Raw genomic sequence first — 24,276 nt, 5'->3', positions numbered from 1 at the left:
CCGCCGGGCGGGTTCGGTTCCCCTCCGCGCCGAGCGACATGACGTGCCGTCACGGGTGCTCGGACTCCTGGTGTTCGCTCTCGGGCGTCAGCCAGTCCAGGTGCTCGTGGAAGTGCCTCCCCTGGCCCTGGAAGTGGCCGAACTCGCCGCGCGCCGGGTCCTTCACCCCGAACTCCTGCTCCAGGTGCTCATTGAGCACCTGGAGCAGGAGGAACGGCCCCGTGGCCGCCGCACCCGCCTGCTTCATCTCCTCGGCGTCCTCGAACATGGAGAGTGTTCCGGCGATCTTCTGGATGAGCCGGTCGATGAAGGGCGCGTTCTTCTGCGCGGTGATGAAGTGGTTGCCGTAACCGCCGGTGTCGAGCAGGAAGCCGACCGCGCGGCCGACCTGTTCCCTGGTCGGCTGCCCGGCCACCGGCACATGGGGAACGCCTTCCCGCGCCGCGACCTCCTGGAGGATCCCGTCCAGCCCGCGCAGGTCACGCAGGAGCGGGCCGAGCACCGGCACGTCGTTCTGCCGGAGCCGGGGGGCCTCCACGGCCGAGAACTCGAACGTTCCGGGGCCCAGGTCCACGTCGGCGTACACCCCGCCGTACTGCTTCAGGACGCTGTACCGCGCCAGGTCGGAGGCGAACGCGTACGCCTGGGTCCCGCCCGTGGGGTCGGTGGCGATCGCGAAGACTTTCTTGAAGTCCTCATGGATGACGGGATCGAGCTGCATCCGGGTGAGTCCCTTCGTGAACCTGATGCTCATCTGCGTCGTGGGGCTCAGCCTCGTCCGGGAGTCCGTCCACAGGTTCACCGTCCAGTCGGCCCTGCGGGCCCTGGCGGTCCACGCGGTGATGTTCTTCAGCGCGTCCGCGGGAAGGTCCTTGCCGAGCCAGATGAAGTGCAGCTGCGTCGGCACGGGGGGAGCGGGCTCGCTGGACGTCATCAACTCGTCGGCGAGCGCCCGCAGCTCCTCCAGATAGGGCGGCGGAGGGGCCGACGCCCCCAACCGGTGCAGCATGAGCCGCATCGCGTCGTAGTCCCCCTTGACGTGCGAGGTGATGACGTAGGCGCGCACCCCCTGCTCGTCGTCGGCGCCCAGCTCCCGCAGGGTCGCGCCGTCTCCCTCGCCCTCCTTGAAGGTGATGTTCAGCGGTCGACCGAGGGCCGGCTGAACGGCTGCCGCCTGGACCTGCGCGGGTGGCGCGGGCTCCGTCTGCCCGGTCTCCGCGTCGCTCGGGGCCGGGGGGGCGGCGTCCGCCTGCTCCGCGCTGCTGGGCGAGGCCGAGTTGAGCGTCTCGAAGATCATGTCCGCGAGCGAGAGGGGAGGGCGCTCCGCCTCCGCCCGGGGGGCGGGGGGAGTGACGGCGTCGGCCGCCATCCCCTCGCCCGCCGCGACCCATGCGCCGCGCCGCCGGGCCACCGGGTCCGCGAGCAGGCCCAGCACGCCCGAGGCGCCCCCGGAACCGCTGGACGGCGTGGCGTGGCCCACTTCGGTGTCGGGCGCGTACCAGAGGCGTCCGGGCAGGGCGCGGGCGGCGTCCAGCGCCACGCTGCTGCCGTCGCCACTGCGGATCTTCGCCGTCTCGCACGCGACCAGGACGACGGGGGCCGGGGGCCGCGCCGGGTCTCTGAGCGTCTCGATGAAGCGTGCCAACTGCGCGCCGTCGACGACCAGCGGCTGTGCGCCCGCCAGAGGGAACTCGACGCCGTCCTCCGTGCCGTGGGCGTCGAAGAACAACGGGGTGACCGGCTCCTGCGCGTCCCGCGCCGCCGCGCCGGTGCGCCAGGGGACCTCCCCGGCGGGGGAGTCCGTCGTGCTGTCGGTGTCGAGGACGAAGTCCCCGTCCTCGGTGGTCCGGTAGTGCGCGAACAGGGCCTCGTCCGGACGGTACGCGGCGTAGAAGTCCCGCCGGGGCGCCCAGTCCTGCGCGGAGTGGGAGGCGTAGCCCAGGGTCCGGCCGTCGGCGCCGCGGATCACCGTGAGGCCCTCGTAGACCTGGCCGTAGGAGACCTGGCGCCCGTCCTTGCCCGTGAGCACGGCGTCCGGCGTCGCCCCGGCGGGCGGAGAGGTCAGCAGAGAGGCGGCCGAGTGCAGGAGGGGGCCCTCTCCTGCCGATGAGTCGGTCCGGCTGTTGGAGAAGAACTTCCGGGTTCCGGAGGACGAGCCGGCGTCGTCGCCGCCCTCCCGGTGGCTGCTCCGGAACGTGCCGGTGAGGCTGTCGCCGAACTTCTTCAACTTCTTCCGCATGGTGCCCGAACGCGTGAGCGTCCCCTCCGCCGGCTGCTCCGTCCCATGCAGGGAGGCGGTCTCCTGGTTCTCGCTCTCCGGGGTCACCCAGGCCAGGTCGATCCAGACGTTCCGCGCCGCTTCCGTGGGCCTGAACCGGGCGGCGCCTCTCGTCTCTCCGTAGCTCGCCGTGTCGTTCCTCCTCATCCACGCACGGTTGTAGTCGTTGAGCCGACCGTCGATGAACGTCGGCCCCGTGATGTGCGCAACCTGCCGCTGCTTGATCTCGTCCAGCTTGATGCCCCGCTCAAGACCCGACAGGGAACTCAGTTTGACGAGTTCCGTCAGCAGGTAGCCGAGGAAGGGGTTGTTCGGGTGGGCCGCGATCAACTGGTTGCCCAGTTCACCTCTGTCGTACATCTCCACGGCCTTGGCCCGGACGGCATCGAGGGTGATCGCCGCGTCCGGCGGCGGATTCGTGCCGAGGACACTGGCCGCGTCGCGCAGCCGGGGCCCGAACATGGGGAGGTTGTCGCCCGAAGGCATCTGCACGCCGCCGGCCGGCAGTACGAAGTTCCCGGGCGCCACGTCCACGTCCAGGTACACGCCCCCCTGCTGGTAGAGGATGGCGTAGCGGGCGGCGTCCGAGGCCAGCGCGAAGCTCCGGAGCTCCTGGCCCTTCTCGTACAGGTTTCCGGCCCGCGACAGCACCGGGTCCGTGTACCGGAAGAATTGCTTCGGGCCGAACACGGTGGCCACCGACGGGCTCGCCACCCCGTGCCCGGCGAGTTCCGCCAGAAAGCCGCTGTTGGCGGCGCGTCCCTTCTCGTCCGTCCAGACACGCATGTCCCAGGCGGAGTTCTCGGCCTTCTCCGCCCAGTTCCGGAGGTTCTCACGGGCGGCGGCCGTCATCTCGCCGCCCAGCCAGATGAAGTTCAGACGCTTCGGGATCGACGTCGCTTCGCCCTGGTAGCCGCCCACCGCCAGCCGGGGAGGATCGGCGGACGCGATCTGCGCGGACTCGGTGTTCAGCGTGTTCAGCGTGTTCAGCGTGTTCAGCGTCAAATCCGCGCCCCGCAGCACGTCGGGGCCGTCCCCGGGGTTCGCCCCGTCGTCGGTCATGCTGTTGTTCCGTGCGCGCGGGGGGCGCAGGCGGGTTCTGTCCTCGCCGCCCTGCGCACCGAGGGCCTTCTTCGCGTAGGAGCTGAAGAGGTTGACCTGGAGCTCGCGTTGGTAGATCTCCTTCAGTACGTCCTTCTGTTCCAGGTCGACCTGCCGCTGCCTTTCTCGCCATTCCTCGGTGTCGGGCACGCGGGGAAGCCGGTCGAATTCTTCCTGGGTCCGTACCGTGACGGTCTCCACATATTTCAGCTCGTGGCGCTCCTCGCCGGGAACGGCTGTGTAGACGACGACGTCCAGGCCGTCGATTTCGCCGCTCTCGATGCGCTTCTTGGCCTCGGGCCACTCCGTGGTGGTGAGGACGCTGCTGTCGTGGATTCCGTCCAGCACGTGGGCGGTGACCCGGCTGGTGAGGCCCTGGGCGTAGGTGCGGGACAACTGGCGCCACAGTTCGGCCATGGTCGGGGAGTCGTCCCAGTGGGGGAGTCCGAATCCGAGACCGTCGAAGATGTAGCCCTGGACCGATGATTCCAAGGCCACGCCGGTTCCGACGTTGGCCGTGCTGATCGCTTCGGCCGGGCCCAACTTCGACCAGATCTGGCCGTGTTCGGCCGATGCCGCGGCGCGCGTCGGCAGGACGCCCTCGAAGCCCCCTGTCTCCTGCTGCCGAAGGAACCACAGGTAACTCACCTGGTGGCCCATCACCTTGTCGGACCGGAAACCCCGCATGATCGCGGCGATGGCGGACTCGTTGACTTCGTTCCTGCCCGGGCGCCCGGCCAGCGCCATCTCCAGGTCCGATTCGACGGTCTTCAGCCAGGCGTCCACGCCCTGACGGAACGCCGTGTCCTCGGCGAGCGGCTCGATCCCCTCGATCCGGTCCCACAGCTGTGCGCTCTGCTGGTGGAAGCCCTCTTTCTGTTCCGGCGCGACGCCGTCGTCCGCTGTCCTGGACGATTCGGCGCCCTGCCGCGTGGCCGTGTCCGTGTCCGGCACGTTCACCAGCAGCTCGTCCGGACTCCGCACCGGGCCGGTACCGGGTGCGGACCTCTTCCCGCCGCCGACGACCGTGTCGCCGCCCCCGCCCTCCTGCCCGAGCAGGGCGTCCAGCGCGTCGGGTTCACCGGCGGTCACCCACCGGCCCGGGCGTCCGGTGGCCCCGTCCTGGAGCAGGGCCAGTACGCCGGTGGCTTCGCCCACCGCTCCGGACGGCTTGCTCACGTGGCCGACCGCGACGTCGGGGGCGTACCAGCGGCGTCCGGGCACCGCCCGCGCCGCGTCCCTGACGACGCTGCTGCCGTCCGAGGAGCGGACGGTCCCCGTGTCGCACGCCACGAGCACCACCGGGGCCGGCGGCCCGTCGGGGTCGGCCAGCGTCTCCATGAAGCGGGCGAACTGGGCGCCGTCCACCTCCAGCGGCAGCTCGCCGTCGATGTGGAGCTTGACGCCGTGCCGGGAGCCGTGCGCGTCGAAGAAGACCGGGCCGGGGGTCTTCTGCCCCTGCCCCGAGGCGCTGTCGGTGCCGGCGGCCCCGGCGGTGGTGCGCCAGGGGACGGTACGGGGGGCCGCCGGATCCCCGGACACGGCGGTGAACGTGCCGTCTCCGTTCGGCCGGTAGGCCAGGTACGCGTCCTGTCCGGCGCGGTAGTTCGCGTAGAAGTCCTTGCGCGGGGCCCAGTCCTTGTCGCTGTGCGAGGCGTACCCGATGACCTCGCCCGAGGCGTCCTTGATCGTCCGGAGGCTCTGCCGCATCCGCTCGAAGGAGACCTTCCGGCCGTCCTTGCCGACGAGTTCGTCCTTCGCCGTCCCGCTGTGCGGGTCGATTTGGTCCGGCACGGGGTCGAAGCCGGTCAGCACCGTGCCGTCGTTCGGCAGCGTCGGGTTCGAACCGGACCGGCCGCCGCCCCACGTCGACACGTCCTTGAGCTTCTTGAGGGTGCCGCCGAGGCGCTTGGCCAGCGTTCCCTGCCGGGCGGGCGCGGACGTGGTGGTGGGGGTCTCCTGGTGCTCGCTCTCCGGCGTCAGCCACTCCAACCGGGTCCAGTCCGCCCAGTCCTCCGTCCGGATCCGGTACCGGTTGTGCGGGGCGGAGGCGAACTTCTTCTTGCCCGCCGCCCGGTCGCTCTCCGCGGCCGGTGCGTCGCCCGACACCGCGGCCGCCTCCGGGGCCGGGAACTTGGTGGCGTGCTCCATGAACTGCCGTACGAGGAAGAGGGGCCCGGTCTTGCTGGCCACGTTCTTCGACTTCATGGCCGCCACGAGGTAGCCCTTGGTCAGCTTGTCCTTGACGTTGTAGTCCGGGAGGTTCCCCAGAACCTGCTCCATGAAGGCGCTTCCGGGATGCGCGATGATGAAGTGGTTCCCGAAGTCCCCGTCCTCGTAAGCCATTTCGGCGGCCTGCTGGATCTGCTCCGGGGTGGGCACGGAACCCTCGGGGAGCTTGAGCTTCTTCTGTACGCTGCCGAGGTCCTGGAGCAGGGGGCCGAACATCGGCAGGGTGTCGTCGCCCATCGGCATCATCACGCCCTCGGGGCGCAGGTTCACGGCTCCCGGCCCCAGGTCCACGTCGAGGTACACCCCGCCGTGCTTGTGGAGGAGCGCGTACCGGGCGACGTCGGAGGCCATCGCGAAGCTCTGGAGGTCGAGGGCCGCCTCGTAGAGGGTCTGCGCCTTGGAGAGCGGATTCTTCTGCCACAGAGGGACCTTGTCCTTGGCGAACAAGGACTTGACCTTGCCGTGCTGGGCGACTCCGGTCTCCGCCGACTCCTGCAGGAACGCCTCGTTGTTCCGGGCGGCGGCGGTGTCCGTCCAGATCGTCAGCTTCCACTGGGCGGCTCGGGCCTTGGCCCCCCACCTCTCGATGTTGGCGCGGGCGGCCGGGGTCAACTCGCCGCCCAGCCAGATGAAGTTGATCTGCTTGGGCACGGGCGAGAGCGGGCCGGATCCGCTGCCCATGTAGTAGGTCGGGCCCTCGGAGCGCGGCGGCGCGGTCGAGCCGCTTTCGGCGGGGGCCGCCCCGGCCGGCTGCTCGGTGGTCTCCGGTTCGGCCGGGTCCCGCTGCCCGGTGATCTCCGGGGCGGTGTTGAGCAGCAGGGGGTCCGTCGTGTCCGGCACGGCCGGCCGGTACAGGCCGTCCGCGAGGTGCAGCACCACGCCCGACCGGGCGGACCCGGCCGTGCCCGTCCCCGCCGGGATGAACGTCAGGTGGTTCAGGTCCGCGTGCACCACGGTGACCGGAACCCCGAGCACCCGGGCCGCGAGCAGGGCGGCCAGGTCCCCGGCGGAGTGGTTCCAGCCCGCGTCGTTGCGGTCGCCGATCTGCTGGTCGCCGGGGCGCAGCAGGGTGGTGCGGGCCAGCTCCAGCCGCTGGCCGGGGGTGAGCCGGGCGGCCACCGTGTCCGGCAGGCGGTGGCGGGAGGCGGTGTGCTCGGCGGCTTCCGCCGGGGTGAGGACGATGCCCGCGTCGGCCAGCTCCTGTGCGGTGAAACGCTCCTGGGGGTCGATGGCGAGGAACGGGCCGAGTTCGTCGCGGTCGGCCGCCAGCCGGTCGGCCAAGCGCTGCCTCAGGTGCTGGACGTCGGCGGCGGAGAGGTCCCGGCCCGCGGCGTGGAGCCCCAGCCCGGCGAGGAGCCCCGGGTGGGCGCGCTCGACCGCGTCGAGGAGGGAGCGGTGGAAGCTCGTGCCGCGGTCGAGGTGCGCCGGTCCCGTGGAGGGCGGTTCCAGGAGCTGGAGGACGCGGCCCTCCGGGTCCGTCAGGGTGACCGGGCGGCCCTCGGCGTCCTCGCCCTGGGAGGTGTACGGGTCGGGGGCGGGCGTGTCGGTCGGCCGGACGTACCCCTCGGGCTCCGGGGCCGGGTGCCAGGGGGTGACGACGAGGGGGGCGCTGTTCTCGGGGCGCGGTGCGAGGAGGGGGCGCACGGCCGTGTCCACGGCGTCGAAACCGGCGCGGACGAGGCCGAGTTCGCGGTAGTGGGCGGTCAGCCGTTCCACCGCCTTGTCATAGGCGGTGCGGGCGGTGCGCACGTCGGCCCCGAGCGCGTCGAACCGTTCCGGGGAGGCGTCCCGAGCCGCCGTCTTCCCGCTGCGGGCCTCCCGCAGCAGGGCGGCGTCCAGCTCCTGCCGGGCGGCCCGCACGGCCTCCACCGACGCCCGGTAGGCCGCGTCCGCCGCCCGCAGGTGCTCCGCCCAGGCGGCCGCCTTGGCCTGTTCCCGGCGTACGGCCTCCCCGCCCGGCAGCGGACCGGTCTCGCCGAGCCAGAACTCCGTACGGGCGTGGACGTCCTGCGGGGTGGCGGTGGCGCTCGTGGCGGTGGGGCCGCCGGATGGGCCCGTGTGGGGCGTGGAGTCGGCGAGGAGCTCGGAGAGAGGCGGGTAGCCGGGGACCGTGGCGGGGTGTTCCCCGGAGGTGGCGGCCGAACCCGTCGTCGTGCTCGCGGTCGTGTCCGGGGCGGTCCAGGGGGCCGGCGGCGTGCCGGCGGGCCGGGGACCGGTGAGCGTGTAGTGCTCGACGGCCTGCCACGCGGCTTCGGACGCCTCGGCGAGGTGCTGTTCGGCGGTGGCGAGATCGCGCCGGTGGTTGGCCAGGTCCCGCTGGGCCTCGGCGTACCGGGTGCGGGCCGCGGCGAGGTGTTCCCGCGCGGCGGCCACCTCCGTTCCGGGGAGCGGCTGCGTCCTGAGCAGGTCGCGGAGGCGGGACCGGAGGGCGGCGACCTCGCTGTCGAGGGCGCGCAGGCGCCGTTCGGCCGTCCCCGCCTCCTTGGCCGCTTCGACGTACTTCTCGGTCTGCTCCTTGACGACGCCCGCCGCCGCCTCGACCTCGGGAGGCAGCAGCCCGTGCTTCTTCGCGACGTCGAACGACACCCACATCGTCACCCCGCCCGGCACCGTGTGCTCGACGGTGACCGGCGGCCGGGAGCCCGGCCTGAGCGGCGCCGGGACGATCGGCAGGTCCGCGACCCGGTGCGACGCCTTCGCCGTCTGGACCACGTGCAGGGGGGCCTGGACGAGCACCGCGCCGCCGGCGAACGGCTTCAGCGTGGTCAGCGCGGAGGTCCGGCGGTCGGCGGCGCTGCCCGCCGCGTCGGAGTCCGCCCAGCCCGGCACGGCGGCCGTGCTCTGGACCAGGGGCTGCGACTGGTAGGCCGGACCCACGGTCATCGCGGGCGTGTGACTGTCGGTGGTGTCGCCCGTGTAGGTGTCGTTCTCCGAGGTCCGCCGGCTGCCGCCGAGCCCCGCCTGCGCGTCCACCGCCAGCAGTTCGGCCTGCGAGAGGTCGATGTCGGCGGAGAGCGTGAGGACGGCGTCCGTCCCGCCGACCGTGGACGTGGTGTCGTGCAGGGTGACGGTCAGGTGGTCGTGGATCATCTGCGGGAGGTAGGCGCTCAGCACGTCGGTGCTGATGCCTCCCTTGAGCGCTTCCCCGGCCGCGGTGCCGGGCCGCGTCAACGCCGTCTTCCGCACGTAGCGGCCGTGGGCGTCGGTGGGCATGGGCGTCGCGCCGCCGCTCTTGGTACCGCGTCCCTTGACCGCGGTGTCGAGGGCGTACGCGGCGGCGTCCCGCAGGACCGTGATGCCGCCGACCGTGGTCACGACGACGCTCTCCGGGCCGGCGGCGAACAGCTTCCTGCCCGCCGAACCGAGGTCGCGCGACGCCGTGGCCCCCGGCTGCCGTGGGGGCAGCAGCATCGGGCGGGGGGCCTGCCGCACGGCGCTCGACGCGGACGTCCCGGCCGACGCCGTCGCAGGGGTGGCGGCGGTCGTGGCGGTGGCGCCGGCCGCTCCGCTGGCCGTGGTGGTCGCGCTCGCGCCGGTGGTCGCGGGGGCGGCACCGGCAGCGGTGGTTCCGGTGGCCGTGGGCGCGGTCGTCGTCCCCGGTCGCGCGAGGCTCAGGGGCAGCACCACCTCGGCGTCGCCGACGCTCTGCGTGTGCGTCACCACCGTCCCGTCGGGCAGTTCCAGGGTGAAGGTGGCCTCGAACGTCGTGCGGCCGGTCACCACGGGCCCCTCGAAGGCCACCTGGGCGCTGACGGCGTCGGTGACCGCGTGCGCCAGGGAGGCCGAACGGGAGGACCCCGCCTTGTCGTCGAGGGTGAAGCCGCCGTTGCGGACCACCGGGTCGTTCTGGACGCCGGGCACTTCGGAGAGCCGGTACCCGGCCTCGTACCCGCGTGCCAGCTTCTGGGTGGCGGTCTCCGCCGTGGACGTGGGCCGGGCGATCGTCGGCTTCACGTCGTGGCGCAGCGGGCCGGGGGTGAAGCCGGTGCGCCGCAGGGTCACCGTGAGGCTGGCGTCCTTGGACGGGCCGATCTTGTTCCGGGCCAGCCGCAGGGAGGTTCCGCCGTTCTCCATGCCCGTCTGGAGGGCGCGCATACCGGACGGCGACAGGGCGGTCATCTGCCGTGCCAGTCCGCCGAGCTGGTCGGCGAGCAGGCTCTTCGGGCCGAGCCAGCTCTTGTGCTGGGGCAGGGTCGTGAGCAGCCGGTCCGTGAACGCCTCGATGGCCGCGGCCATGTCGATGCGGCCGACCGTGAGCGTGCCGTGCGCCGCCGCGTCGGTGGGGGCGTACAGCCGCGTGGGCGGCGGCGGGGTGAGGCCGTCGTCGAACAGCCCGGCCTTCCGGGCCTCCGCCAGCGGCACCCAGACGAGCACACCGTCGGGGACCTCCACGATCCGTCCCGCCGGCTTCCGTCCGCGGGCCAGCTCCATCGGCCCCTGGAGCAGGCCGGAGGGCTGGGAACGGGCCGCGAGGTGCCACGCCACGTCGGCGCTGACCAGGGCCATCGGCCCGGTGTACTGGACCGTGTGGGCCGGGTTCGCGGAGAAGGTCGCGGCCTCGGTCGTGGTGCTGGTGCGCTGGTACGGCGTCCAGGTCGCCCCGTAGAGGCCCGCCGTCTGGAACGTGTCGGTGTGCTTGGCCCGGAACGCCCCCAGGAGGGAGACGGTGTGGCTGGCGACCCCGGCGACCGAGTGCCCCGCCCCGCTGGTCCCCGACCCGACGGCGGAGAGGGCCAGGTCGCTGGAGTCGACGACCGCGACCACGCGCGGCCTGCGCAGCTGCGGCCAGGCGCTGACCGAGGCGGTGATGTCGGTGACGGCCGTCCGCCCGAACAGGTCGCTGACGTGCTTGCCGGTCTGCGCCGCGTCGCTGAAGTCCGCTTCGTTGCGGCCGACGGCGAAGGCTTCGGCGAGCGCCCCGGACGCGGGGGTCCCGTCGTTCCCGTAGACCCAGGAGCCGCCGGAGACGGTGGCGAGCAGCTCCCTGAGGTGCTGCTGCACGAGCTGCGGCGAGGTGACGCTCTGCACGGAGTGCAGCCCCTCCAGCAGCGGGTGGGACGTCCAGGCGCCGGTGGGGACGGGCTTCCCGGAGGAGAGCAGTTCGGCCATGGCCGGGGTCATCGGCGTGGCGGCCGGTGCGGTCCGCGGCGGGTCGACGGTCAGCGCGGACGGCACGGACAGCGAGGCGGGCACGGCGAGGGTGACCCGCCCGGCGACGGGGGGCCGGGCGGTGGCGCCCGTCTGCCCGGTCTGTCCGGTCTCTCCGGTACGCAGCAGGTCGACGGTTCCGGCGTCCTGCTTCACGAACCACCGGGTGCCGAGCAGCTCGCCGGACATCGTCCGGGCGGTCTGGCGCGGGCGGGTGAAGCTGGTGGCCTCCGCGGTGAAGTCCAGGTGGTACGACCACAGGTGCTGCGATCCGGCGCTGGTGATGCCGCCGTCCGGGGTCAGCGTCGGACCGTACGTCATGCCGTACGCGGTCTGCTTGCCGTACCGGTAGCCGATGCTCCCGGAGCCGCCGAAGCGGTCGAGCCCGGTCAGTCCCGCGTCGAAGCCGATGGACCAGCCGTGCGTCCGGGTGGTCGCGCTGTCCGCGCGGCGGGTGGAGAGGACGCTGTTGGCCAGCCCCAGATCGTGGTGGGTGCCCAGGAACCGGCGGTCCGTGGCCTGCGCCCGCACGGTGACGACGACGTACCGCTTGTTGAGGGTGCCGAGCTGTTCGAGCTGGATGCGCAGTCCGGTGCTCGTCAAACGGTCGAGGGAGCCCTCCAGCACCGTACGGGCGAGTGCCTGGCGCAGCAGATGGGTGTTGCGCACCGCGTTGTTGTACGTACGGTCGCCGCCCCCCGGGCGGGCGTCGGCGGGCGCGGTGTTCGTCCCGGGCGGCAGCACGAGGTCGGGGTAGGCCCGGTGCAGGCCGGCCTGGATGCGGTCGACCAGCGCGTCCGTGAGGGACGTGTGGGGCGGGGGCGCCTGCGCGTCGCCGACCGGCGCGAGGTCCACGACCGCGTGCAGGCCGAACGTCGCCGGGTTCGACGGGGTCAGGTACGCGGGCGCGGGCGGCGCCTCGGCGTCCGGGACGGGCGCGGTGCCGTCGTCCCAGCCGGCCAGCCTGCGCGCGTCGGCCCGGGGGAGCTGCACGGTGGCGGTGAGGAACGTGTCGTCCTCGGCCGGGGCGCCTCCCTGGGCCGGGTCTTCCCGCCGGTTCGGGGCGGGCGACTCCCACGTACCGCCCTGGCGGCGCACCTCCAGCCGGAAGCGGACGCCGTAGAGCCCTGAGTGGCCCCGGCTGTTGAGGGTGCGCACGGACTCGGCGGTGTTGCCGCTGTAACTGCTCTCGGCCCGCTGGGTCGTCAGGCCGACGGCCCCCGCGATCTGGAGGTTCAGGGCGTTGGAGCCCGGGATCAGCCCGAACTGGGGGCCGGCGGTGAGCCCGATCCCGATGCCCTGGGTGTTCTTCTTCTCCGTGGTGCCGGTGGAGCGCTGCGCGTCGGCCTTCTTGACCTCGGTCTTGTCGGACGCCTGGAGCAGCGTGGCGTCGACCGGGACCAGCCGCAGTTCGACGGAGCCCAGCGACCGGCCGCCCAGGCCGGCGAAGAGGGGAGCGGTGACCACGGTCTCCCCGGAGCTCTGCGCGATCATGGTGCGCAGGCTCTCTTCCCCGAAGAGGTCGGCCAGTTGGCGGCGGAGGAAGCTGCCGGGGACCGCCTCGGGGAAGTTCCTGAGCGCCCAGTCCAGCAACCGGGTTCTGGTGGTGACGCTCAGCGGCGCGAGCAGGTGCGGCCGGGCGCCGGGGGCGAAGGTGAAGGCGGTGGGCAGCCGGTCCGGGATCGCCGGGTCGGTGACGCTGTCGGGGACGCGCCAGGCGACCCCGTCCCGGATGCGGTAGTGCTGCCGGCCGGCGGTGCCGGGCTGCTGCCGGTCGGCGGGCAGCTCACGGCCCTTCTTGTCCCAGACGCGCACGGACTCGGCCACGATGTGCAGGTCGCTCACGTGGAGGTGGCTGCCGTCCTTGCCGACCGTGGTCACGCTGGTCTGGGCGCGGTTCTCCTGCGTGTAGGTGTAAGAGGCCTCCATACGCCGTCCGCTGAGGGAGACGGACCCGAGCGCGCCGAAGGGCGTCCCGGTGGCGCTGATCGGGACGGCCAGCCCGAAGGCGCGGGAAGTGCCGAGCGTCTTGGTCTCGGTGGTGCCGGGGCGGGTGCGGAGTTCGGTCTCGACCTTGACGGGGGCGTCGGCGGCGGTCTCGTCCTCGGCGGCCTTGACGGCGTCGGAGTCGGAGGCGTCGGTCTTGGGGGCGGTGGCGTCGGATGTGACCTCGACGGTCTTGGGTGTGGTGGCGGAGGTGTCGGTCCGGGGCGTGGTGGTGGTGTCGGTCTTGGGCGTGGGGGTGGCGTCGGTCTTCGGGGCGGTCGCGGCGCCGGACCCCTCCGCCGGTGACGCGGGAGCGGGCGCCGGGGAGGGCTTCGGCGTGGTGGTGACCGTGGGGGAACCGTCCTCGCCCGTCGCGGGCACGGGCTGGGCCTCGTCATCCGGGACGGCCAGGGGGGTCGGCTCGGCGAAGCGGCGCCAGTCCCCGTAGCTGTCCAGGGAGAGGCTGACCTCCCGGTGGCCGCCGTCCAGGGTCGGCAGGACGAACGTCCGGGGGCCGAGCAGCGTGTGCGGGCTCTGGGTGAGCACCAGCCTCACCTGCGCGATCCCGTCCGGGTGCAGACGCCAGCGCATCGTGAGGGCGTCGACCAGCCGGTCCACGCCCCGCAGGGTGAGGTGCCCGTGCCCGTGGCCCCGCAGGGAGGCGGGCAGCATCGCCTGGTCGTCGAACGTCACGAACGTGCCGGACCGCCCGGACGGCGGCGGCTCCACCCCCTCGGTCAGCAGCGGAGCGGCGAGGGACACCTCCTTCTCCACCTTCACGCCGGGGTCGTTGATCCGGCGGTACACCTCGTCGCGCAGGGCCTCGTCGCTCGTCAGGTCGGGCCGGTCGCGCCGCGCGCGGTAGACGCGCTGCTCGAACTCGTCCGCCGAGAGGGCGTTGAGAGCCGTGTCGCGCGCCGAGAGCCCCGGCTGCCGCTCCTCGGACGGGCCGCCCGGCCGGTGGTCGTTCCCGGAAGGCGCGTCCTGGGACCCGTCGCCGTCCTGCGACGCCCCCTTCCCCTGCGCGGGACCGCCGGTGCTCTCCGGGCTCTCCGGGCTCTCGGGGTTCTCCGGGTTCTTCGAGTTCCCGGTGTTCTCCGGGCCCCCGGCGTGCTCGGGACGCCCGGAGTCCGCGGCGCTCTCGGAGGCCTCGGTGTTCTCGGGGTCCTTGGGCGCGGAGGCGGTGGATTCGGCGTCGTCGGAGAGGTGAGGGGCGTCGCCGTCCCGCTGGGACGTGGAGGGCGGCAGCGCGTCGTCCTCAGTCTCCGTGGGGACGCGGCGGTTCTCCCGCTCGGACAGTTCGTCGTGGTCCCGGGTGTGGGTGCTGAGGTCGTCCCGGTCCTCGGACGCCCTCGCGTCGTTCCGCTGCCGCGGGGTCTCCATCACCTGGTCGTCGGAGGACACCGAACCGCGCCGGCTCCGTTCGGAACCGGCGGGGCGCGGGGTTCCCCCGCCGCCGCCCCCTTCGCCGGCGTTCGTACGGGAGGACGAAGCCGAGGACGAAGCCGAGGACGAGGAAGAGGCCGGGGAAGAGGACGTGGACGGAGACGGGGAAGGGGAGCGGGTCGGCGCCGGGGACGAGTCCGAAGAGGGCGCCGGGGACGAGGGGAAGTCCGAGAGCGCGTCCGGGGACGGCGCGGACGCCGGGGCGGGGTCGGGCGCCCGGTGCGGCACGGGCGTCGGTTCCGGCACGGACGTCGGGCGGGGCAGCTGCGTGTCCCGGGCGTCGGCGTCCTTCTCCGGTACGACGTCGTCGGCCTTCGGGGCGGGGGCCTCCTCGGTGACGGCGGCCAGGTCCCGCAGCCGTTCCACCAGCGTGCGGGCGTCCCGGGCGGCTCGGGCTCGCACCTCCTCGGGCAACCGGTCCAGCGAGCGGTCGATGCGCCGGTCGAGGTCCCGCAGACGGTCCGGGGCGCGCAACTCCTGCTCCAGGCGCTCCTTCCCCTCGCGCCGCAGCTGCTCCGTCTCCGCGTCGTAGTCGTCGAGCACCCGGTCGAGGGCCTGCGGGTCGTCCGCCGCCTCGTCGAGCCTGCTCTGCCACGCCTCCTGGCGGTCGGGACCGCGCCGCGCCCCCTCGGGGCCGCCGTCCGCGACGGTCCTCAGCCGCCGTTCGCGCTCCACCTGCGCCATGCGGTCCGCGTGGGCGCGCTCGACCTCCTGCCGCGCCGCGTCGTCCTCGGCCCGCGCGTGCCGGTCCGCCCACTGGCGCTGTTCCTCACGGGACAACCCGGCATGGTCCTCGCCACCGAACAGACGATCGAGCCGGGCGTCCAGGTCCGCCAGGTCGTTCGCCGCGTCGGTGTCCGGGGCGGGGCCGGAGTCGTCCGACCGGCCGCCGGCGGGGGAGGCGTCACCGGTCCCGCCCTGCGCCGGGGGCGGCGGCTGCGCGGGCTCCTGCTGGGGCCCGCCCTCGCGCAGGGCGTCCAACCGCCCCTGGAGCGCGGCCAGATCGGCCTCACGGCTGAGGGCGGCCGTGCGGCGTTCGTACTGGGCGTCGAGGTCGGGTCCGCGCCCCGGCCCCTCGAACCGGCTCTTCCAGGAGGCCAGTTCCGCCTCGGACGCCCCCAGCTCCCGCAGTTCGGCGAGTCGGCGCGTCGCCTCCTTCTCCGCGGCGTACTCGACCTGCAACCGGTGGTGCTCCTCGGGCGTCGCCGCCTGCTCCAGACGGTCCTCCCACGCACGGATGCGCTCGCGGTCCATGCCCGCGTCCTCGGCGTCGGCCCGCCGGCTGTCGGCGATCCGCTTCTCCAACGCCTCGGGAGAGTGGTCGGCGCGGTCCTTCAGCTCGGCCCCCAGGGCGCCGAGCCGCTGCTCGAAATCGTCCAGCAGCCGGGTCGTACGGCGCGGATCGCCGTTGAGCGCCGCCTCCTCGATGCCGAGCGCATGGCGCAGCCACTCCGTACGGCGCATGCCCAACTGCGCGGCGCGCCCCTCGTATCCGCCGTCCGTGTGGCGGCGGAACTGCTGGAGCCGTTCGCCGAGGCCGTGCAGGGCGACGAGGTCGCTCAGTTCCCGCAGCCCCTCGGCGGCGTCGGCGTGCCGGCCCGCCCGGACGTCGTCCTGGATGCGCTCGCCGAGCCGCTGCCGTGTCTCCCGGTCGACGCCCACCCGCCGCGCGTCCGCCAGCAGGGCGTCGGTCTCCCGCCTCACGTCCGCGGCCAGCCTGCGCTGCTCGGCGGAGGACAGGGCGTCGGGTACGTCGGGCAGGTCGGCCAGTCGGCTCACCGGGTCGTCCGTGAGGACGCCGGTCCCGTCGAGGCGTGCCAGCAGGGCGTCGAGGTCGCCCCCGTCGTCGAAACCGCCGGGGAAGGGCAGCTCGTCCGCCGACTCCGTACGGGGCGGGCTCGACGGGTCGTCCGTGTCCGTGCCGTTCCCCTCGCTCTCGGTCCGCCCCGTCCCGGGCCGTGCGCCGGGTTCGTGCCGGGGTACGTCGGGCAGGACGAGGTCCGTCCCGTCCGCGGGGGCCGGCCGGGAGCCCGGGGGGCCCTGGGGGACGTCGGGCAACGGCGCGTCGAGCCCGCCCGGGTCGGCCCCCGTAGGGGTCTGGGGGCGTGAACCGGCGCTGCCGTTGCCGGAGTTGGGTGTCGCCGAGACGGTCGGGACGGGGCGCGGCGGGGTCGCGGCGCCCCCCGTGGCGTTGTACGGGAGCGCGGTCCCGTCGTGGTCCGGTCCGTCCGTGCCCTCCTCGTCCAGGGCCGCGCGGTACTGCTCGCGGAGCTCGTCCACCCGCGCGGGCCTGCCGAGGTCGTCGGACCCGCCCTCGCGGAGCTTCGCCAGCCGGGCTGCCAGATCCGCACCCGAAGGGTCCGGGTCCGTGTCCTGCTGGTTCTTGAGCCGGTCCAGGCGCTCCCGGAGGAGCTGGTCGGGGTCGTTCGGAGTCCGGTTCCCCGACTCGGAGCCACCGGTCCGGCCGCCGGACGAGGACGCGCCCGGCCCGTCGCCGGACGGCTGTGCGGGACTGTTCTGCGGTACGGGGGGAAGATCCGCCAGCAACCGCTGCTCCTGTGGCGTCAGCACCGGGCCCAGCGGGGTGTCGGGTACGTCGGGGAGGTCCGCCGGTACCGACTCCGGGTCCGTGAGGTCCTGCGTCACGTCCTCCGGTGCCCGGCCCGGGACCGGCTCCGGGTCGGGCTGGGAGGTCGGCGGGGCGTCGGGTACGTCCGGCAGGCTGTTCAGCAGGAGGTCCAGCTCGGACACCGTGCCCGGCGGTACGGAGGGCTCGGGCGCGGGGGACCGGGGGCCGGACGGCTCGCCCGGGCCGGCGCCGGGGGCGGTGTCGGTGCCGCCGCCGGACCCGGAGTTGTCGGTGGTGTTGGGGCGGCCGTTCCCGCTCGGGGTCTCGTTCCCGCCCGGGACGTCGTTCCCGTACCGGCCGTCGCCCCCGGCAGGGACGTCGTTCCCGCTCGGGCTGTCGTTCCCGTGGGGGGCGTCGTTCCCGTGGGACGTGTCGCTCCGGTTCGGACCGGACGTGGAGTCGCCGCCGCTCGTGAAGTCCGCGCCGTCGGAGCTGGTGGCGAAGGAGGGGGCGGAGGCCGTGGGCAGGCCGGTCGGGGCGGCGTCCCCGCTCCCGTCGTCGTCCTTCGCGTACAGCGTCCCGCTGTCCGAGAGGTCGTCCACGTCCAGGTAGTACAGGCTCTCGGTCTCCGAGCCGGAGTCCGTGAGCGTGCGGTTGTCGGCGTCGTCCTTCGGCGTGGTGGAGCCGTCGCGCACCGTCGGCCCGGACTCGGTGCTGGGCCGGGGCGCGGGGGCCGAGGGGGCGGGGGCGTCGGACGAGAAGGCCGGAGGGCGCGGCGGCGGAGCGGCCGGGGGGCCCTGGACCAGGTTGTGCATCGACTGGAAGCCGTGGGCCACGCCTCGGCCCATGATGCCGCCGGCGGCGCCCGCCGCCGCCGTCCAACCGCTGACCGTGAAGGTGTGGTCGGGCCCGAAGATCAGGTTGTACATGCCCTCGGTGACCACGGCGTGGGCCGAATCACCGGCTATCTCGCCGACGAAGTTGCCGACGTGGAATCCCAGGTTTCCCCCGACGGTCCGGACGAACGAGCCGGGCAGGTCGTGGGAGAGCGCCCGCACGCCGCTCTCGCCCAGGTCTTTCACGAACGGTTTCAGCGCGTCGTCCAGCGCGTGGGTGAGGCCCTGCCAGTCGGCCTTGCCGGCCCAGTTCTTGACCAGCGCCTCGCCGTACTCGCGGCCCAGGTTCTTGGCGGTCTCGTTGCCCAGCGCGCCCCCGAGATGCTTCTCGAAGGCGTTGGCGAAGTCCTTGACGACCTCCCGGCCGACCGCTCCGGCGGCCGCGCCCCGCACGCCGTCCGCGCCCAGCTGGTTCAGGGACTCGTTGGTGCGGCCCATGATGTTGCCCAGGCGCTCGCCCAGCTCCCGGGCGGAGGTCTCCGAGATCGTGTTGCCCGCGGCGCCCGCCCCGGACCTCCCGCCGGCCCCGGCCGCCCCGTCACCCACACCGCTGACGCCCTTGCCGACACCGTCCCCGACACCGCTGACGCCCTTGCCGACGCCTTCGCCCAGGCCGCCCGCGCCTTTACCGGCTGCGGCTCCCGCGCCGCCCGTGCCCTTTCCGGCTGCGGCTCCTGCGCCGCCCGTGCCCTTTCCGGCTGCGGCTCCTGCGCCGCCCGTGCCCTTTCCGGCTGCGGCTCCTGCGCCACCGGCGCCCTTTCCGGCTGCGGCTCCTGCGCCGCCCGCGCCCCGCCCCGCTCCGGCTCCCGCGCCCTTGCCGAGCGCGCCACCGCCCTTGCCGGCTCCGGCTCCCACGCCCTTGCCGCCGCCGGCCAGGCCCTTGGCCAGCACGTTCCCCGCGTCGTTGCCGAGGATCTTGCCCAGCCCCTTGCCGCCCAGGTTGCCGAGCAGCTTGCCGAACGCGCCGCCCAGCAGGGCGAACGGCCCGCCGAGCACACCCCCGATGACCGCGAACTTCGCGGCGTCCTTGGTGAAGTCGGTGTTCCACTCGGTCCGGTCGCCCCGGCCCATCTGGGTGAGCTGGAGGATGCTGTCGAGCAGCAGACCACCGACGAGACCGGTGATGGTCTGCATGATGATCTGGGCCACCAGGAACTTGAGGATCAGCAGCGCCATGGCCTTGAACGCGCCGATCGCCGCCGCCGCCCAGATCTCCGACAGCCCGGCGGTCACCGACATCAGCGCCTGCGCCAGGGCGATCTGCACGACCAGCAGCGCCAGTTGGCCGAAGATCATCCATTTGGTGTACTCGATGTCGGCGGCCGTCTTGTGAGCGTTCTTCGACAGCTTCAGGGCGTCCTCGTACGCCCTGTCGAGGATGCTCTGGTTGCCGTTCGTCCTCTCGACGAACTGCCGCGCGTACGCCACGAACTCCGTCGCGGTCTGCCCCTCGAAGTCCTCGTCCACCCGGCTGACGACCTGCCGCAGGAGCTCCTCGACCTCCTGGAACTTCTCGGCCATCAGCCGGTAGTCGTCGCTGACCAGCCGCAAGGAGTCCTCGTTCGCCTGCGGGAAGGGCATCCCGGTCAGGGTCTTGAGGAATGTCGCCCAGCCTTCGGGGACCTCGATGGCCATGGTGTGGTGCCGCGCCTTCGGAGTACGGCCGGCTCAGCCGGCGGCGAGGTGGTTGGCGTCTTCTTCGGCGTCGTTCAGGATGATCGAGGCCGTGTTGCCGTTGATGCCGACCATGTCGAGCAGCTCGGAGAGCCCTTCGAGGCCGTACGTGAGCCCCTTGCCCGTCGAGTCGACGAACTTGTGGTACTCCTTCGCGTACACGTCGTCCTTGCCGCCCGCGGTCCGGTTGGCCACATTGATGCGGTCGTTGAGCGTGCCCAGCTCGTTGACGATCCTGGCGATCTCGCCGAACTGGGTGAACCGCCGGGGGAGATCACCCGGAACACTGAGCGTCCCGTCAGCCATAGAGACCGTCCTCCTCGCCACGGTTCGCGGACGGCCTGCGGTCCTTGCCCAGCACCGTCTCGGCCAGCCCCTCGGGCCGCATCGCGCGCAGCGGGGCCAGCAGGTCGTCCAGCTCGCCGCCGCCTCCGAAGAAGCCGTTCGCCAACTCCTCCTGCGCGCCCATCAGGGGCCGTACGGTGCCGCTCACCTTGGTGCTCATCTCCGCGCGCGCCGTGTTGACGGTGATCTTCAGCACCTCGGCGAGCTGGGCCGCCGGCATCGTGCGGTAGCCCTCGGTGTGGAACTTGAACGAGACGATCTCGCCGTGGGCGTTGACCGACGCGGTCACCATCCGGTCCTTGGAGGTCGCCGACGCGGACGTCCTGGCCAACTCCTCCTGGACCTCCTGGATCTTCTTCGTCTGCTCCGCGAGCTGGGTCATGGCCTCGGCGAGCTGCTCCTGGAACGACATCAGTTCTCCTCCTCGGCCACCGGCGACGCGGAGGCTTCCGAGGCCTCCGGCTCCGCGGCGGCTTCCAGTGCGTCGACCGCCCGGGACAGGTCGTCCGCGGACAGCCGCAGGGCGACGGGGCCCGTCGGGTTGAGATAGAGGTCCTGGCCCTCGGGGACGAGGGCGAACGCCTCGGAGAGGGGCAGCACCCGGTGGGCGAGGGCGCCCGCTCGCCTCAGATGCTCGGGGGAGGTGAACACCGGGACCACCGGGTCGCCCTCGGGGGTGCAGGCGCTGACCGCACCGCCGTCCGGAGCGGTCAGCACGGCCAGTTCGGCCGCGATCGCGGCCAGGGCGACGTTCTCGACCGGACCGTAACCGGTCGCCGCGAGCTGCACGGCGGCGTCCACGTCGTCGGTCGGCTCGGGCCAGCCGAGCATGCCGGGCGACGGCCGGTAGGCATCGTTGCGCTGCCACTCGATGATCTCGCCGTGGGCGTCGGAACGCCACTGGCCGATCACCGCCCACAGGGGCGGTTCGCCCTCTCCGCGCCACGCCGGGTCGACCGTGCCGAACCAGTGCTCGGGCGCGGTGCGCGCCGCCGCCCGGATGTCGTCCGGCACCGGCGGCATGGCGGCGCCGGCCTCGCCGGTCCCCGCCTGCGCCCGCGTGCCCTCCGTCGCGGCTCTCGCTGAACTCATCGTCCGATCACACCCGTTCCGGCCTCGGGCTCCGTGCCCCACACCTCTTCGTCCTCCGACAGCCAGACGTTGCGCTGGCGGTCGTTGCCGCTCCCGGCGCCTCCACCGCCCGGCGCACCGCCGCCCATGCCCATCGGCGGCATGAACGGCATCCCGCTCCCCGTCGCGCCGAGCGCCCCGCTCCGCCCGAGGACGTTGCCCGACTGGGTGGCCAGCGTGCCCTGGGTCGGCGCGGCGGGGACCACCGGCAGCCCCAGGGCGGCGCGGGCGCGGCTGCTGAGCCCGGAGGGGCCGGACACGGCCTCGCGGATCGTGTTGCCGTTGCTGTCGACCGACCTCCGCAACCCGTCGGCGAGCCCCTTCGAGCCGCCGAAGAGGTCGCTGGAGCCCCCCTTCGAGCTGCCGAAGACGTCACCGCTCGACGTGGAGGGACGCCGCTGGTGGTTCACCAGGTCGTCCACCGTCATGGGGTTGCGGGTCCTCAGGCTGTTGCTGTTCTGGGTGATCTGCTTGCCCTGCGGGTCGGTGATGGTCCCGTCCGCGTTGATGCGGGAGCCCGGCGGAACGGTGAGCTTTCCGCCGTACGCGTTGGTCAGCGGCTTGCCGTCCGCGCCGATCAGATTCCCCTGGGCGTCCACCTTGACCCCCTTGGGCACGATGATGTTCCCGTTGGAGTCGACCCGGAGGCCGTGCGTCAGGCCCCCGGAGGAGGAGCCGTTCGGCAGGGTCGGCCCCTTCGGGACACTGGTCGTGGGCGGCGGGATGATCGTACCGCCCGGCCCCAGCGTCGAGCCGGGCGGTACGACCAGGGGCCGGCCGTCCGGGCCGGTGACCGGCTTGCCCCGCGCATCGGTGACGGCGCCGGTCCTGGGGTCGATACGTGATCCGGCGGGCAGGGACGAGAGGCCGCCGCCTGTCCCCGAGGTGCTGCCGCCCGGGCCGGTGACCGGGTTCTGCGCGAGGAGGTTCTTGGTGTTCGGAAGGTTGGCGCCGGAGGGGACGTTGGACCCGGAGGTGCTGCCGCCCGGGCCGGTGACCGGGGGCGGGACGTCCACGTCGGTGTCGGTGCCGCTCCCGTCGGTGCCGGTGCCGTCGGTGCCGGTGCCGTCGGTGCCGGCGCCGCCTCCGCCGAACATCTCCTTGAACTTGTTGAGGATGTCGTCGGTGCCGCCCGTCCCCGCGTCGTCCTCACCGCCCGGGCCCGCGGCGCCGTAGAACTCCTTCTGCTCGTCCGCCGTCAGGGAGATGGTGAACTTCGGCTTCACGATGGCGTTCGCGTCGGAGAACTTCATGGTCGCCGTCTCGTAGGCGGTCGCCAGGTCGGACATCGTCTGGGCGGACTTGTTGTCGAGCCCTTCCACGACCCCGGCGAGCCAATTCGTCTTCGCCTCCGCCTGGATGGCCTCCCAGTTGAGTCCCGGTTCCTTCGCCGTGTCGTAGTCCGACAAGGGGACGAGAGCAGTGACCGATTTCAGGAAGCTCGTCTGCAGGTGGGTGAAGGCCATGGAGACGGGGCCGCTCTCGGACTGGCCGGAGCCCCCCATGGACTGCGTCGTGTTGAACCAGTTCCAGGCGTTGTTCCGCAGCGTCCAGATGGTGGTCCCCAACTGGGTGCTCACCGCGGTGAGCTGATTCTGCAGCTCACCGTCCATGTAATAGGAGTACGTTTCCTGCAGCGCGCGCTTCACCGCCAGGAGGGTCGCTTCGAAGAGCTCGGCGGTCTCCCCTTTCAGCTGCGCGTCGCCGTTACCGACGCTTTCCGCCCAGAGGTTGAACTGGTTCGCCCAGCCATCGGTCCAGTCGTCCATGTTGTTGAGGATCGTGGCCGCATTGCTCGACAGGACCGGATTGGCGTCCTTGTTCTTCCCGGACGACACCGACGTCAGAATCGGTTCGGCCGCTCCGGTGAATTCGGCCAGCGCCCCGCCGTCATTGCCGAAGTTCGTCCAGTCGTAGCCGAACCCGAACATGAGCTTCCTGGTGTAACCCGGGAAGGAGAACGCGTGCCATCCGTCCAGGCCCCACTCCTTGGCCTTTCCCGCCGGGTCGTCGCTGACGAACCATTTGCCGTTCACCGTGCGGGTGACCCAGGACTTGGCGCCGGGGCCCGCCACCGCGTTCCGGTCGGGAAGCTTGGTGGTGCCGTCGTGAAACATGGCGAGGATGTCCTCCCACTTGGCGGGCATCCCGGGGGGCACCTCGACCATGGTTTCACTTTCCCTTCGGCGTCAGAATCTCGGAGAACTCGTCGAGGAGGGTCTGGCCGATGCCCTCCGAGTCGTCCTCGGCTTCCCGGTGGGTCATCTCCACGTCCCGCAGGCCGGCCGAGAAGGTGTTCAGCAGGGTGATGGCCGTGTCGTACCGGCCGCGCATGGCGGCGCGGTAGGTCTCGAACTGGGTGTCGAGCGCTTTCGCCTGCGTGCACCTCTCGGGGTTCCCGAGGCCGAGCGGGATCTTCGCGCCCATGCTCACGTAGTGCGAGTTGACCGTGAGATGGCGCCGGAAAGTGGGGATCTTGTTGTTCGCGAAATCGAGGTAGACGCCCTCGGTCGACTGGTAGATGTCACCAGGAATCTCATCCGCGGCCATGCTCGCGCCTCCAGGTCCGTTCGCGGGTCGGGTCAGCTGCCCTGGGCGTTCCGCACGACGCGGCTGCCCGACGTGTCCCCTTCGCTCTGCCGGGCGTGCATCTTCTGGAGCGTCGCGGTGGCCGTCTCGTACTGGGTGTTGAGGTTGGTCTTGAGCGTCTTCAGCTCAGCCTGGAACTCCTCCCAGGAGAGGCGGGTCTCACCGTTCAGGGTGTCGCGCAGCCGGACGAAGTTGTTCTCCATCCAGGTGAGGCCCTCCACCATCTCCTTCTGTGCCATGTTCATCTTGCTGATGGCGGCCTGGAGCGCCGAGTGACTGATCTGAACGGACATGGGGGAACTCCTCGGGAAGGGAAGGAAACGAGAGGAAGGGGCGAGCGCCGGGGCTACTTGGGGTTGACCGTGTTGGCGATGTCCAGTGCCAGGGTGTTCGACTCGTCCTCGGCGTCCTTGAGGAGGTTCGTGGCCATCCTGGTGCCTTCCATGAAGAACCGGGTGCGCTCGGTGACGCGGGCGTGGATCTTCATCCACTCCTCGATGGCGTTCGCGTGGGTCTGCGAGGACCTGGCCCGGTACGCCTGCAGCACCTCGTTGTTGATGGAGCCGACCAGCTTGCCCGCCGCTTCCATGTCGTCGAGGTGCCGGCCCATCTTCTGCAGCGTCTCCAGCATCGCCGTCTCGTCGTTGGACAGACCGTCCGACGAATTAATGTTGAAACCGGCGACATCGAACATGGGAGTCCTCCTGGACGCTGCGGGATCACGGTGGCACCACGGGTGCACGACGGGGCCGACCGCATCGGCAATTACCCCCTCCGGGGGCCGGCGATCATCAGATTAATACGCGGTAGGGCGCGTGGGAACCAAAGGGCTCCGGTTACCTGAGAGTTCACCTTCGATACGGGCGTGAGCTGCGGGAACG

Annotated in this window: 8 protein-coding genes; all 8 read right to left on the bottom strand. The window is 72.5% G+C overall.

Annotation, left to right across the window (positions count from 1 at the left end):
- Positions 1-49: 49 nt before the first annotated feature.
- The 8 genes from AMK24_RS07120 to AMK24_RS07085 are packed head-to-tail and all read right to left on the bottom strand — an operon-like array spanning position 50 to position 24,089.
- Positions 50-19,291 (bottom strand): glycosyltransferase, encoded by a 19,242-nt coding sequence (locus tag AMK24_RS07120; RefSeq protein ID WP_073766191.1) that lies wholly within the window; start codon positions 19,289-19,291, stop codon positions 50-52.
- Between the two features lie 33 nt (positions 19,292-19,324).
- On the bottom strand, positions 19,325-19,636 hold the full coding sequence (locus AMK24_RS07115) for a hypothetical protein (protein ID WP_073766189.1): 312 nt from the start codon (positions 19,634-19,636) through the stop codon (positions 19,325-19,327).
- Positions 19,629-20,087: a YbaB/EbfC family nucleoid-associated protein gene (locus AMK24_RS07110; RefSeq protein ID WP_073766187.1), complete on the bottom strand. Its 459-nt coding sequence runs from the start codon at positions 20,085-20,087 to the stop codon at positions 19,629-19,631. The genes AMK24_RS07115 and AMK24_RS07110 overlap by 8 nt, the downstream gene beginning before the upstream one ends.
- Positions 20,087-20,767 carry a type VII secretion system-associated protein gene (locus AMK24_RS07105; RefSeq protein WP_079190450.1) on the bottom strand — a complete coding sequence of 227 codons (681 nt, stop codon included), beginning with the start codon at positions 20,765-20,767 and terminating at the stop codon, positions 20,087-20,089. The genes AMK24_RS07110 and AMK24_RS07105 overlap by 1 nt, the downstream gene beginning before the upstream one ends.
- Positions 20,764-22,974, bottom strand: coding sequence for a hypothetical protein (locus AMK24_RS07100; RefSeq protein ID WP_073766185.1), 2,211 nt, complete (start codon positions 22,972-22,974; stop codon positions 20,764-20,766). Before AMK24_RS07100 ends, AMK24_RS07105 begins: the two co-directional genes overlap by 4 nt.
- Before the next feature lie 4 nt (positions 22,975-22,978).
- Positions 22,979-23,356: a hypothetical protein gene (locus tag AMK24_RS07095; protein ID WP_073766183.1), complete on the bottom strand. Its 378-nt coding sequence runs from the start codon at positions 23,354-23,356 to the stop codon at positions 22,979-22,981.
- A 32-nt stretch (positions 23,357-23,388) separates the two neighbouring features.
- Positions 23,389-23,688, bottom strand: coding sequence for a hypothetical protein (locus AMK24_RS07090; RefSeq protein WP_073766181.1), 300 nt, complete (start codon positions 23,686-23,688; stop codon positions 23,389-23,391).
- A 53-nt stretch (positions 23,689-23,741) separates the two neighbouring features.
- Positions 23,742-24,089, bottom strand: coding sequence for a hypothetical protein (locus AMK24_RS07085; RefSeq protein WP_073766179.1), 348 nt, complete (start codon positions 24,087-24,089; stop codon positions 23,742-23,744).
- Between the last annotated feature and the right edge of the window lie 187 nt (positions 24,090-24,276).

This window comes from Streptomyces sp. CB02366 (assembly GCF_001905905.1).
GTDB lineage: Bacteria > Actinomycetota > Actinomycetes > Streptomycetales > Streptomycetaceae > Streptomyces.
Note: the sequence above shows the minus strand (reverse complement) of the source record. Positions and strands in the feature narration are given on the sequence as shown.

Coding starts and splice junctions, on each gene's coding strand:
- AMK24_RS07090 (WP_073766181.1), bottom strand. CDS start 23,688: ATGTCCGTTCAGATCAGTCACTCGGCGCTCCAGGCCGCCATCAGCAAG.
- AMK24_RS07105 (WP_079190450.1), bottom strand. CDS start 20,767: ATGAGTTCAGCGAGAGCCGCGACGGAGGGCACGCGGGCGCAGGCGGGG.
- AMK24_RS07095 (WP_073766183.1), bottom strand. CDS start 23,356: ATGGCCGCGGATGAGATTCCTGGTGACATCTACCAGTCGACCGAGGGC.
- AMK24_RS07120 (WP_073766191.1), bottom strand. CDS start 19,291: ATGGCCATCGAGGTCCCCGAAGGCTGGGCGACATTCCTCAAGACCCTG.
- AMK24_RS07110 (WP_073766187.1), bottom strand. CDS start 20,087: ATGTCGTTCCAGGAGCAGCTCGCCGAGGCCATGACCCAGCTCGCGGAG.
- AMK24_RS07115 (WP_073766189.1), bottom strand. CDS start 19,636: ATGGCTGACGGGACGCTCAGTGTTCCGGGTGATCTCCCCCGGCGGTTC.
- AMK24_RS07100 (WP_073766185.1), bottom strand. CDS start 22,974: ATGGTCGAGGTGCCCCCCGGGATGCCCGCCAAGTGGGAGGACATCCTC.
- AMK24_RS07085 (WP_073766179.1), bottom strand. CDS start 24,089: ATGTTCGATGTCGCCGGTTTCAACATTAATTCGTCGGACGGTCTGTCC.